The following is a 13,379-nucleotide window of genomic DNA, read 5'->3' as shown; positions in this document are numbered from 1 at the left end:
GGGGACAGGCCGGGGTGCAAAAGGGGACGTGTTCCTTCCAGGAGGAACACGTCCCCTTTTTCCCTCTTTTTTGTCTGTCCTATACAGTAATCTCGGCAGTCATGCCCAATAATTCCTTATTCTCCTCCAGGATCGGACGGATTACCTTAGACAGGAATGCATCTACCTGTTCTTTGGCCCGTCCCGTGTACTTAGAGGGATCCATTGTCTTTTGAAGTTCCTCCAGTGTAAGGTTGAAGGCAGGGTCTGCTGCAATAAGCTCCAGAAGATTATTATCTCTTCCCTCTGCTTTTACATTCCTTCCGGCCTCCATGGAAAGCTCCCGAATGCGTTCGTGAAGCTCCTGTCTGTCACCCCCGGCTTTGACGGCATCCATCATGATGTTTTCTGTTGCCATAAAGGGCAGCTCCGCCATAAGGCGCTTTTCAATTACCTTGGGATACACTACCAGGCCGTCTACTACGTTCAGGCACAGGTCCAGAATCCCGTCAATGGCCAGGAAACCTTCCGGTACACTCAGCCGTTTGTTAGCTGAGTCGTCCAGGGTTCTCTCAAACCACTGGGTTGCGGATGTAATCGCCGGATTCATGGCGTCTACCATCACAAATCTGGAAAGGGAAGCAATGCGCTCGCTTCTCATAGGATTCCTCTTATATGCCATAGCGGAGGATCCAATCTGACTTTTTTCGAAGGGTTCCTCTACCTCTTTTAAGTGCTGCAGCAGTCGGATATCATTGGAGAATTTGTGTGCACTGGCAGCGATCCCGGCCAGAACATTTAAAACTCTGGTATCTATTTTACGGGAATAGGTCTGTCCTGATACCGGATAGCACTCCTTAAATCCCATTTTTTCCGCTATCATAGGATCTATCTTCTCTATTTTTTCCTGATCCCCGTCAAATAATTCCAGGAAGCTTGCCTGCGTCCCTGTAGTTCCCTTAGAGCCCAGGAGCTTCATATTACTTAAAACATAGTCCACGTCTTCCAGATCCAGTGTAAACTCCTGCATCCACAGAGTCGCCCTCTTTCCTACCGTTGTAGGCTGTGCAGGCTGAAAATGTGTGAATGCCAGGGTGGGAAGCCCTCTGTATTCCTCTGCGAACTTTGCCAGTTCCGCGATAACATTAACCAGTTTCTTTTTTACCAGTTTTAAAGCTTCTGTCATCACAATGATATCTGTATTGTCACCCACATAGCAGGAGGTTGCCCCCAGGTGGATAATCCCCTTTGCCTTGGGGCACTGTACCCCATAAGCATACACGTGTGACATCACATCGTGGCGCACCTGCTTTTCTCTCTCCTGGGCCACAAAATAATTGATGTCCTCCGCATTTGCTTTCATTTCATCGATCTGCTCCTGCGTAATATTAAGTCCCAGCTCCTTTTCCGTCTCTGCCAGCGCGATCCAGAGCTTCCTCCAGGTACGGAACTTCTTGTCCGGGGAAAATAAATACTGCATCTCTTTGCTGGCGTAGCGCTGTGACAAAGGGCTTTGATATCTGTCTGTATTCATGTATTCTCTCCTCTATAGTTCAAAATCGCCGCGGATGTCTTCCTTCGGGGGCTCCATGGGATAGGTTCCCGTAAAGCATCCCCTGCAGATTTCCAATCCGTCTGTGAGTTCCTGCAGCCTGTCAATCTCAAGATATCCCAGACTGTCAGCTCCGATTTTCTCACATATTTCTTCTACGGTGCGGTTATAGGCCAGCAGCTGCTCCCGTGCAGGCACATCTGTTCCAAAGTAACAGGGCCATAAAAACGGCGGAGAGCTGACTCTCATATGCACTTCTGCAGCTCCGGCATCCCTGAGCATCTTCACAATTCTTCCGCTGGTAGTCCCCCGGACAATCGAGTCATCAATCATTATAATACGCTTGCCGGCCACTACCTCTTTTAATGCATTTAATTTCACACGGACACTGGATATCCGGCTGCTCTGTTTTGGTCGGATAAAGGTCCGGCCCACATAGCTGTTCTTCACAAAGGCTGTACCGTAGGGAATCCCCGATTCCAAAGAGTACCCCAGGGCTGCGGCATTTCCTGATTCGGGTACACCCACAACCAGATCCGCTTCCACCGGGGAATCCTTTGCCAGAGCTCTTCCCGCTTTGATTCTGGACGCGTAGACACTGACACCGTCAATATGGCTGTCCGGACGGGCAAAATAAATATACTCGAAGATACAGCGCGCATGTTTCTTTCTTGGCAGGCACATACTTTTATCAGAGACTATGCCCTCTCTGGTAATCACCACTAGCTCTCCGGGTTCCACATCCCTGACAAATTCTGCACCCACGGTATCCAAAGCGCAGGTTTCAGACGCCAGAATATACGAATTGTCTCTTCTGCCGATGCATAGAGGCTTAAATCCGTACGGATCTCTGGCCCCAATCAGTTTTCTGGGGGACATTACAATCAGCGAATAAGCTCCCTCCATCTTCTTCATGGCATTCCTTACCGCTTCCTCCACAGATTTTGTTTTTACCCGCTCTCTGGCAATGTGGTAAGCAATTACCTCGGAATCAATGGTGGTCTGAAAAATCGCTCCACCGTACTCCAGCTCCTTTCTGAGCTCCAGGGCATTGATCAGATTCCCATTGTGGGCAAGTCCCAGAGTACCCTTAATATAATTCAGAACTAAGGGCTGGGCATTTTCCCTTGTACTCGCCCCTGCGGTTGAATAGCGGACATGTCCCACTCCTATATCCCCATGAAGGGATTCCAGTGTTTTTTCATTAAATACTTCATTGGCCAGCCCCATTCCCTTGAAGGAACTGACCTTCCCCTTGGGGCCATGTGTATCGCTTACGGCTATACCGCAGCTTTCCTGTCCCCGGTGCTGAAGGGCAAACAGTCCATAATAAATGGTAGATGCCACGTCCTGTCCATCCAGGTCATAGATGCCAAAGACACCGCATTCTTCCCTTAATTTATCAGTCACTTCACCTTGTTCGTGTATCATATCTTTATTCATGGACGCAACCTTTCCAGTCTGTCAATTAAAGTCCTAAACGGCTGAATACTTCGTTGTACGCTTCCTCTACATTACCCATGTCGCGTCTGAAACGGTCCTTATCCAATTTCTCATTGGTATTCACATCCCAGAGTCTGCAGGTATCCGGGGAAATCTCGTCTGCCAGAATAATCTCTCCGTGATAACGGCCGAATTCAATCTTAAAGTCAATCAATTTAATACCGGCCTGTAAGAAATACTCCTTTAAAACTTCATTTATTTTCATTGTGTATTCTCTGATCTGGTCAATTTCTTCCTGTGTGGCAAGTCCAAGTGCAAGCGCATAGGAATCGTTGATAAAGGGATCCCCAAGGTCATCATTTTTATAACTGAACTCAAAGGTAGGACAGAGGAGTTCTCTTCCTTCCTCAATGCCCAGCTTCTTGGAAAAACTTCCCGCTGCCACATTACGCACAATAACCTCCAGGGGGACAATCTCTACATGCTTTACAGCAGTCTCCCTGTCACTTAATTCTTCTATAAAATGAGTCGGTACTCCGGCTTTTTCAATCAATTGGAACACGCGGTTGGACATGCGGTTGTTGATAACGCCCTTTCCCACGATGGTTCCCTTCTTCTCCCCGTTAAATGCAGTAGCGTCATCCTTGTAGTCAACAATTACCACATCTTTGTCCTCTGTTGCAAATACTTTTTTAGCTTTGCCTTCATATAATTGTTCTAATTTTTTCACCTTCGTACACCTATCCTTTTTCCATAATAATAGTTTAAATTTACACAAGGATTATATACCATACCTATGTAAAAAACAAGCCTAACTTCGGCAATTTCCGGGCCTTTCTGACACCAATATTTTTTCGTCTTTAAAAATATATTTTTGTTTTACCAGAATTTTACCAAGAGAAAAGCAGCCCGGGTTCCGGGAGGCAAAAAGACCTCCTTTGTCCGCTGCTGCTTCATACTGCTATGCCTGATGAAACTTTCCAAGAAACTCTTTCATTCTGGCATGTTCCGTAGAGAACACCTCCTCAGGCGTTCCTTCTACCGCTATGACTCCCTGGTCCATAAAGATAATTCTGTCCGAGATATCTCTCGCAAAGTTCATCTCATGGGTAACGATTACCATAGTGATATCCATATCTGCTAAAGATTTTATCACTTTCAGCACTTCCCCTGTAAGCTCCGGATCCAGGGCCGATGTCGGCTCATCGAAAAATAAAATCTTCGGATTCAGGGCAAGCGCTCTGGCAATGGCCACCCGCTGGCACTGCCCCCCCGACAGCTGACAGGGATATGCGTTCTCTTTTTCCTCCAGCCCCATCTTTTTCAATAGGCTCCTGGCCTCCTGATATACTTCTTCCCTGTTCCTTTTTTGAATATGTATGGGGGCGTCTGTAATATTTTTCATAACAGAATAGTGGGGAAACAGGTTGAAATTCTGGAATACCAGTCCAAAGTAACTCTGGAGCTTCCGTCTCTCTTCCCCCTTCTTATATACCGGCTTGTGATTCTCCCCTATATATGCGGCCCGTTCCCCCAGATAGAGGATCTCGCCTCCGTCAATCTTTTCCAGCATCGTGGCACAGCGGAGCAGGGTGGATTTACCGGATCCGGAAGGACCTATAATAGAAAGAATCTCTCCTTCCTTTACAGACAGGGAGATATCCTTTAAGACGCCCAGCCCGTCAAAGCCTTTTTCTATATGGTTCATTTCCAACAGATACATCGCACATCCTCCTAATGGTAGTAATCCATCTTCTTCTCCAGTTTTTCCATTATCAATGCTACAATCAGATTAAATACATAGTAGAAAATTGCTGCCGCCACAAAAGGCAGCATGCTCTTCTGGGAAGATGCAAGCGCCTTTGCCATGGTAAACATCTCCAGATAAGCGATGGCAAACGCCAGGGAAGTATCCTTCACAAGCGTGATAACCTCATTGGTAACAGAGGGAAGGATTCTCTTAAAAACCTGGGGCATGATAATCTTAAAAAACGTCTGGCTTTTATTATACCCCAGAAGCTGCGCGGCTTCGTACTGCCCCGGTTCCATGGATTCAATGCCGCCCCGGTATATTTCCGCAAAATATGCCGCATAATTCAGTGCAAACCCTATGATAACCGCATAAAACCGGTACTCATTTGTAACTCTTATTCCCAGCAGAAAATACGGTCCAAAGTACAGCACCATCAACTGGAGCATCAGCGGTGTTCCTCTCATTATAGATATATAAACCTTGATGACGGTTCTGACTATCACATTCTTTGACATTCTTCCGAATGCCACCAAAAGCCCCAGGGGCAGTGAAAAGATCAGAGTAAGAACAAAGATCTGTATTGATGCCAGCATCCCCGCTGACAGCTGACCAAAAATCTCCAGTAGATTCATAGCAGCGCTTCCTCCTAATTGTTTATCGTTTGCAATCCTGCCGGATACATACAGTATGCGGCATCTGCTGGTGAGAGGCCGCACACTTTTATTATACCTTTATTTACCCACTGTAGTGATATCTTCTCCAAACCATTTGGTTGAAATTTCAGCCAGTTTTCCGTCTGACGCCATCTCTTCCAGGGTGGACTGCACCTTATCTCTCAAGTCCGTATTCCCTAATTTGAATCCAATTCCGTATTCTTCAGCCTGCAGTTCATCATCCAGAATAGTAAGCTCTTCCCCTCTGCCCTCAATCTGGTAAGCGGCGACTACCTTGTCCATGGCTATGGCGTCCACTGCCCCCTGCTGCAGATCCATGACAGCTGTGTTATAATCCGGTACCGTCTGAAGCTGTGCAAAGGTGCCTGTAAGATCCGGATCTTCCTTTAAAGCTGCCTCCGCAGAAGAATCTGCCTGAACTTCTACAATCTTCCCTGCAAGATCCTCTCTTGTTTTAATAGAAGAATCTGCCACAACAAATACCTGTGCATTTTTAAGATACGGTTCTGACCATGTATACTGATCTTCTCTTCCGGTCATAGTAAAGCCGTTCCAGATACAGTCTATGGTTCCGGAATCAAGCTCCATATCCTTGGCATCCCAGGAGATTGGCTGGGGAACAAATTTCATTCCCAAACGGTTTGCCACTTCCTCCGCAAGCTCCAGGTCAAATCCTGTGAACTCTCCGTTCTCATCCACAAATCCCATCGGAGGGAATTCCTGGTCGAATCCAACGGTAAAGGTATTGTCATCCGATGCGGCTTCGTCTTTTGCATCCTCAGAGGCATCTGCCTTCTTTTCCGTATCCTCTGTTTTTGCATCTTTTTCCCCGTCGGCGGAATCGGATGAGTCCCCTGTATTGCCGCAGCCTGCCAGCATAGCGGCAGTCATAACAGCAGCCAGTAATGTTCCAAGTAATTTCTTTTTCATTTTAATACTTCCTCCCACATTTTTATCTATTACTCTTTTAGCATGAGACAACTCTACCATACTAAAGCGTAAGAAAATACTAACACGAAGCACTGCTTCTTGTCAAGAAAATACGCCGTTTCCTCAAAAGCCGGTGCTTCTGTGATAGTCCCTTGTCAGACTTTTCAAGATACCGTCTGTATCCTTAGATGCAGCTGCCTGTCCGATGCTGCTGGCAGCCTCTTCAATCTCTCTTACCAATTCCTTTTTCGTCTGGGTGTCCACTCCCATCCTGGCGCATTCCTGCTCCCACTCTCCGGGTGAACTGCACAGATAGCAGGCGATTAGATAATGCTTCAGGGATGCCTTTGTATGAAGTTCTTCATAGGCCCTGGCAAAGCAGAGTACAGCTTCCTCCAGCTGAAAAAGGTTCAGATAGGCGCATCCCATATTGTGATGAATCTCACCCACAAACTGTTCCCCAAGATTGGTATCCTCCACCAGAGTCACGGCATCCTCATACACTTTGATAGCATTCACATACATATGGTTCTCTACCAGGTAATCCCCTTTTTTCTTCTGCCGGATCGCCGGAGGCTGTGCTTCCAGAACTTCCAGCTGCTGGTTCATCTCTTTGAATTCACTATGGTTCAGATAATTAATCTCCTTAAAGACAGAGAGGATAAAGTTCCCGATGCTCTCATTGTTTTCCAGTGTCCGGTACAGCTTGTGATAGAGCTTTTCCAAGCCCAATTCCTTCCGTATCCAGTCACACAGCTGCTCGTTGATGATTGTATCATCCAGCAAATAGATATTGTGATACAGATAATAACATAATTCTTCTATGGTATAAATATTTGTGCTGATACTCTCAATATAATACGGCATCTGCGCCTTTCTTACCTGGCATAATATGTAACCGCCCATCTGCTTCCTCCTCTACCATGATACCTTCTCGGTCCATACCTGACCGCTGGCTGGGAACATTTCCCCAAATCCCATGTCCGTCACTGTAATTACACACACAGATGCGGATTCATATTCTACCCGGATCTGAAGTCTTGTGGTTTTATTGGGCCGCTTAGGCAGCCCCGGAAGCTTCATGCTGTACCGGGTACGGATCTTCCCTTCCATGGGATTCACAAGGAAGGTAAGCTCCTCCGTATTATCTAATATAATTTCAAATTCCCTGATACATTCGTACCAGTTATTCCCTGCCTCTATAATGGGATAATATGCCTGAGAGCCCTGCACAGCCATCTCCATGCCTATATTGCTCTTTATGAGTCCCTGGCCACTGAACAGGTAGTTTTTCAGATTTCTCTCCTCAACCTTTTCCCTGGCGCCGTAGCAGGCCCCCTTCACAAACAAGTTATTTCCATAGAACACGTGTCTTCTGTTTTTGCAGAGGAGGGGAACTGACCGGACGGCCCATTCCTTGTCAAAGCCTTCTCCCACAATGTAGATGCTGGAATAATTGTCGGTCCCGAACGACTCATGTATCAGCTGATAGAATTCTAAGTCCCGCTCCGCAGGATCCTCAGACAGTTGGATGGTCTTCCCCCTCAAAATTCTCACAATCATAGGCTTTGTCTTCTGATCAATAACCAGCTGCGCAAAAGACACCTGATCTCTGTCAAAAGTAAACCAGGCTACCTTTCTGCTCCAGTACTCGGTCTTCTGATTCAGTACATAGCAGAAGAAGCTCTCCTCAAAATCCTGCAGAAAACACCTTTTCCTTGAAAATCCAATCTCCCCGCAGGCTCTCTGAAGATTATGCACCATTGCCTGGGTGAGATGTTCCGTGGTAATCATCAGCGCGCTTACCTGGCGCACCAGATCTGACACTCCCAGGAGCTTCATTGTCTCCTTCAGATATGCGCCTGCTACCTTATAGGGTTCCGTCAGCTGTCCGTCCACCAGAATCTCTTCCTCTTGATTCAGTATCCCGAAGAAATCATCTATCATAATCTCCCCCTGCTGAGAGGCAAAATATTCGGCCTCCAGCCCCAGGTGCCATACATCTTCTCCCGGCTTTTTGGAGAGGCTGGTGGGAAATGGATACTGGTTGCTCCCTACCTTTGGTGACAGGGAGATGGGTTCCTTCTCTTTTCTGTCATAATAACAAAGCTGGGAAGTCTTAGAACCTAGTTCCAGTCCCACAATTATATTCTTTGTCTCATTCATGTTCTTTTAGGCCTCCCTATTCCGTAATCCTGAATAATTGCTGTATGACCGCTTCTCTCTCCAGATATTTCTTTAATATAGTTTTGAGCTCATCCTCTTTTCCAAGCTTTTTTACTGCCAGCATCTGGTTCAGCATCTGATACTTTGTATCACCTGAGGCATCTACCTCTGTGACAGTAATGGTTCTGGGTTCCGTGGTATAAGTCTCCCCGTCTTTTTCCGCCTGGAAATAATACGTTAACATTTCACCGTAGAAAAGTACAAACTCTTTGCTGTAGATCCCCTGGTACATCTCTTTAAGCGGCTCACTTTTATAATCTCCTGCTTTTCCCTCTTCCTCCAGGCAGTAGTAGAGGGTCACCCTGGAGTGAAGCCCTGCCCGGTACTCGGCAAAGACCTTGTCCTCCAGCTGGTAGGAGCGGAGATATTCTTTAGGGAACGCCTGGAAAAAGGCAAACCGAAGTCCCGCTCTGCTGCATTCCCAGAGCAGCCTGCGCACCAGCTTCTCTTCCTCCGGATTCCAGTCCTGTGTCACAGAGAGCCATTTCAAAAGGGCAAGCTTGCAGATCATGTCAGATTCCCACTCTTTTTCTGTGATCTTCTCCAGGCACTGGAAGATAAAGATATCTGTTTCCTTTCCTCCCAGGAAATAGCCGAATGCTTCAAAGGTCAGATAGGCCAGTATCACCTGTTCTTTTCCGGCCTGCTTCAGGTAGCTTTCCAGCACTTTAGGTCCCTGGGGAAGGTACCTTCTCGCAAACATGCTGTAGGTGAGTATCTTCTCCTCCAGCTCATAGGCTTCTATCTGGAAGCCCTGCGTGCTCTGCCACAAATGTGCCATCTCCTCTGCAGGCCCCTCATAGAACATAGAGAGGTAATGCAGAATAATATCATCATATTTGCCCTGGCCGTATACATACCACCCCAGAAGAACCAGTTCCTCTTCGTATTCAAACTCCATATTCAGAATCATTCTGCTGCAGAGTTTCAGCAGAACCTCTGTATCCACACCCTCATATCCGAATTCGCAGAGGAGATCAAAGGCGCCTACATACATGCCCTGATTCACCAGTATTTTAACCAGAAGGGGCTTATTCACTTTTGCAAATCCCTTAAAGTCCATTTGCCGCAGATAATCCTTCAGATTGTCATTCTCTACATTCTCCTGGAAATATTCCAGGATGCGCTGACGGATGCACTGCCTGTATTCTGTTTGAAATGAGGGATCGTCCACAATTTTATGAAAACAGCCCACATTGTCTTTAGTAATCTTTTCGGAATGATCCAGTTCCCCGCACACATGAAGCAGGAATCCGGAATGATTCACTTCTGAAGCGGCAAGCAGAGAAACTGCTTCTTTTTCATCCAGCAGCTTCTGGAGGTTATAGTCTACTGTCCCCATATACCGTCTGCGCTTTTCATCTTCGAACAAGATCCTGGCATCCGGGGTATATACAGAGATATACGCCACGCCGTCCACACAGGGGTACGCCTCTTCCTTTTTCAGAGCATCGTGGCATACGATTACTTTTCGGATTTTTGCATCCTCCAGATAAAGCCGGTGAATAAAAAGTACCTTTGCCAGAGCAGCCCTTTCCTTTATTTCTCCCGGATGCATACAGAACTCCTGGTACAATACCGCATAGTCCTCATTCATCCGCCCTTCTGACAGCTTGGTCCAGGCAAATGCCTTCATAGCGTTTTTATAACTCAGATAGGTATTCTTATCCGTGCTTTTGTTTCGGATAACGTTGCTGTACACAAATGCCTTCTTGCTGTCACTGAGTGTGTTATTGTATGCAAAATACATGCGGATCACCTGGGGAAGCGTCCCCTGGTAATTGCGGCTCATGGTTTCTATATAATATTCATACAGACGTGTAATGCGCAGTTCCTCTTCCACTGCCCGTTCATACCACTGAAAATACTCTTTTTTTCTCGGATTGCCTTTCATCAGAAGCTTGCAGACTGCGTCCAGAAGCTCTCTGGATGGGTACTGCTCATATGCCTCCGCCATAAGTTCATAAATCACCTGGTGAAAAGATTTCAGGTATCCTGAGAGGTATGCCGTTCTGCTAACAATTTCCTCTGTGAGCAGGCCGTATTTCTTTGCGAAGAATAATACCTGGATATAAAATCTATTGATTTTACGGAAAAGCAGAACATTCTCCTTTATCAGGCGAAGGGCTTCCAGATACAGGAAGGGACTGCGGCACCCAATCTCGTACTGCGTCTCCAGTTCATACAATTTTTTGGATGGAGTGCGGTAAGCCTCGCTGTCCTCCTGCAGCAGAATCCAGAGCAGAATAAAGCTGTCCTCCTGCATCTGAGATAAGGTGTGAAGACGCTTCAGATACTCTTTGCGCTCCAGCTTCAGGCGCCCGGTGCATGCAGTCAGATACAGATAGCAGCCTTCCATCTCCGGCAATTCCTCCAGTGCCGTTGAATTCTCCAGCTTTTCCAGCACCTCGGCCGCCTTGTCAAGGAGTCCGGCGCGATAATACAGATACGCCTCCAGAAGCTCATAGCCGGTATCCACATAGCCAGTTTCCTTCAGCTCCTCCAAAAGAGAAAGGCTTTTATCATACCATTCCTTAAAGAGGATGCGGTTCACAGACATCTCCAGATACTGCCTGGCCAGCTCATACTTCTTTTTCTTTTCATAGGCAGATACATTCACCTGTATCTTATTATGCCTGGAAGCCACTACTTGAAATACCTGGGTTTCATACACGGTCTTTACAATGATTCTGCCGTAATTTTTCCCTCTGCCCAGGTACTCCCTGCGGACTATATATTCCAGACCATAGACACTGCCTATAAAATCCTCTGTGGTGATTACTTTCTTTTCTACCTCCAGAAAGTCTCCCTGGACTGACACTTCTGCCCTCACATAGCCCCAGCCGTTCCTGTGGAGCATCAGCGTATCCTTTAAAGAGCCTTCCAACTCATAAAGCTCCACCGACTCTCTTCCCAGGGAAAGTTTAATGGGTTCTTTCTTTCCGATGCCGATGAGGAATTCTTCCAAATGCTGGTAGGTCACTGGGTTCACAGACATTCCCCGGTACGCCAGCCAAAGCTTCTCATCCTCATGTCGGAGCAGCCCTGCAAACGCCTCGTCTACAAAAAGATGAAAAGCTTCTCTGAAATCAGCCTTTGCCAGGGTCACAAACTGATCAAGCGTCCGGATCTCTCCCACAGAAGTGCGCACCTGATTTCCCAGTACGGCTACTGTAAATGGAACCTGATACTCTCCGATATCTGTGCTGAGGGTTAGTGTCCCTTCACACACATCCCCCGCCTTCAGTCCCTTCACGTCTACCACATAGGGCAAAGCTGCCGTGGTTCCGGAAAACCGCTCCTTTCCCAGGAGGAATCTTCTGTGGGAAGAAGCTGCAATTCCTTTTATCTTTCTCTGATCTTCTGCTCCCAGATGCAGCTCTCCACGGCAATTCTCCCCCGCCCTGGTCTGCAGTACAATACTATCCTGGGATAACAAAAGCTTAGGTACTTCATATTCATATCTACCGTTAATTAGCTGTTCTATTCTTCTCTTCAAAGTATTCACCTATACCCCGTTATCTCTTGAACTATTTATCATATCTCGCTATAATGGATTATACACTACCCGGGGCAACGTTGCAACCAACCAAAATCTCACGCACCGCATTCCGCCGGGCTAATTCACAGGTTAATTCCAGAAAGAGGGAGAGCACATGTTAAAACACAAGGACCATTTTCATGGCAGTGATTTAGAAAAAATCGAGGAAATCTACGGAATAAAGAAAGAAGAGATAACAAGCTTCAGCGCTAACGTTAACCCGTTAGGAGTTTCCTACCAGTTGAGGAAAACATTGTCAGATCATATTGATGCCGTTACCAGTTATCCGGATCGGGATTATAAAAAGCTCCGCCAGTGTATCGCCGCCTACACAGGTGCCCAGCTGGAGAATATCATTGTAGGAAATGGATCCACAGAATTGATTTCACTGTTTATTCAGACAGAGCACCCAAAAAAGGCCTTAATACTGGGACCCACATATTCTGAATACGAAAGGGAAATTACTCTGGGCGGAGGTACCACCCTTTATTATCCTCTGAAAGAAGAAAATGATTTTCAGATGGATACCGATGATTTTTGCACCCATCTCACGGAGGGAGTAGATCTTCTGGTTCTCTGCAACCCCAATAACCCCACCTCAACAGCCATTACCAGTACACAGATGCGTCAGATCCTGGATACCTGCCTGGAGCACGGTATTTTTGTTATGGTGGACGAAACCTACGTAGAATTCGCTCCCCAGGAACAGGAGATCACTTCTGTCCCCCTCACGAATTACTATAATAATCTAATCATCCTGCGCGGAATCTCAAAATTCTTTGCAGCACCCGGCCTGCGCCTGGGGTATGCCATCACCGGCAACCAGGATATGGTGAAGCAGATCAATACAAGAAAGAATCCCTGGACCATCAACTCCCTGGCTGAAATCGGAGGGCAGATTATGTTCCGGGATACAGAATATATACAGGAGACCAAAAACCTCATCTTTTCTGAGCGTGACAGAATCTGCAGAGAGCTTCGTACCTGGGACAGTGTTAAAATCTATGAGCCCAAAGGGAATTTTATACTGGTCAGGATACAGAAAGAGGGGGTAACTGCAGAGGAGCTTTTTGAGCACTGCATAAAAAAAGGTCTTATGATTCGCAATTGCTCCACATTCCCGTTTTTAGACGAGAGCTATGTCCGGTTCTGCATTATGAACCATGAACAAAACGATAAGCTCCTGGATGCATTCCGGGAACTGCTGTGCCCGTAATATATTACCATAAAAAGAGACTGTAATCTAAGCCTGTGTCACGGCTGATTACAGTCTCTTTTTCT

At 46.6% G+C, this 13,379-nt stretch carries 10 protein-coding genes; 1 reads left to right on the top strand and 9 read right to left on the bottom strand.

Going from position 1 to position 13,379, the window contains the following annotated elements; genetic code table 11:
- Nucleotides 1-79: 79 nt before the first annotated feature.
- From purB to ACGHCT_RS06135, 9 genes are all read right to left on the bottom strand, one after another.
- Complete coding sequence (gene purB / locus ACGHCT_RS06175; protein ID WP_390438902.1) at nt 80-1,513, bottom strand: adenylosuccinate lyase; 1,434 nt, start codon at nt 1,511-1,513, stop codon at nt 80-82.
- A gap of 12 nt (nt 1,514-1,525) precedes the next feature.
- On the bottom strand, nt 1,526-2,974 hold the full coding sequence (gene purF, locus ACGHCT_RS06170; protein WP_072849040.1) for an amidophosphoribosyltransferase: 1,449 nt from the start codon (nt 2,972-2,974) through the stop codon (nt 1,526-1,528).
- Between the two features lie 25 nt (nt 2,975-2,999).
- Entirely contained in the window at nt 3,000-3,704 is a 705-nt protein-coding gene (purC, locus tag ACGHCT_RS06165; protein ID WP_072849042.1) for a phosphoribosylaminoimidazolesuccinocarboxamide synthase, read from the bottom strand.
- A gap of 231 nt (nt 3,705-3,935) precedes the next feature.
- A complete protein-coding gene (locus ACGHCT_RS06160) occupies nt 3,936-4,697 on the bottom strand; it encodes an amino acid ABC transporter ATP-binding protein (protein ID WP_226903046.1) in 762 nt (253 codons plus the stop codon).
- Nucleotides 4,698-4,708: 11 nt separating this feature from the next.
- Nucleotides 4,709-5,359, bottom strand: a complete 651-nt coding sequence (locus tag ACGHCT_RS06155; RefSeq protein ID WP_072849046.1) for an amino acid ABC transporter permease — start codon at nt 5,357-5,359, stop codon at nt 4,709-4,711.
- A 99-nt stretch (nt 5,360-5,458) separates the two neighbouring features.
- Entirely contained in the window at nt 5,459-6,331 is an 873-nt protein-coding gene (locus ACGHCT_RS06150; protein WP_072849048.1) for an amino acid ABC transporter substrate-binding protein, read from the bottom strand.
- 123 nt (nt 6,332-6,454) lie between these two features.
- Nucleotides 6,455-7,237, bottom strand: a complete 783-nt coding sequence (locus ACGHCT_RS06145; protein WP_072849050.1) for a hypothetical protein — start codon at nt 7,235-7,237, stop codon at nt 6,455-6,457.
- Between the two features lie 12 nt (nt 7,238-7,249).
- Nucleotides 7,250-8,497: a DUF5716 family protein gene (locus tag ACGHCT_RS06140; protein ID WP_072849052.1), complete on the bottom strand. Its 1,248-nt coding sequence runs from the start codon at nt 8,495-8,497 to the stop codon at nt 7,250-7,252.
- Nucleotides 8,498-8,513: 16 nt separating this feature from the next.
- Nucleotides 8,514-12,056: a DUF5717 family protein gene (locus ACGHCT_RS06135; protein ID WP_390438897.1), complete on the bottom strand. Its 3,543-nt coding sequence runs from the start codon at nt 12,054-12,056 to the stop codon at nt 8,514-8,516.
- 157 nt (nt 12,057-12,213) lie between these two features.
- On the opposite strand from ACGHCT_RS06135, the gene ACGHCT_RS06130 reads away from it, so the two are divergent.
- Nucleotides 12,214-13,314: a histidinol-phosphate transaminase gene (locus ACGHCT_RS06130; protein WP_072849053.1), complete on the top strand. Its 1,101-nt coding sequence runs from the start codon at nt 12,214-12,216 to the stop codon at nt 13,312-13,314.
- The last annotated feature ends 65 nt before the right edge of the window (nt 13,315-13,379 follow it).

Origin of the sequence: Lactonifactor longoviformis (genome assembly GCF_042848515.1) — a bacterium.
GTDB lineage: Bacteria > Bacillota > Clostridia > Lachnospirales > Lachnospiraceae > Lactonifactor > Lactonifactor longoviformis.
This window is presented reverse-complemented; position numbering and strand designations above follow the sequence as displayed.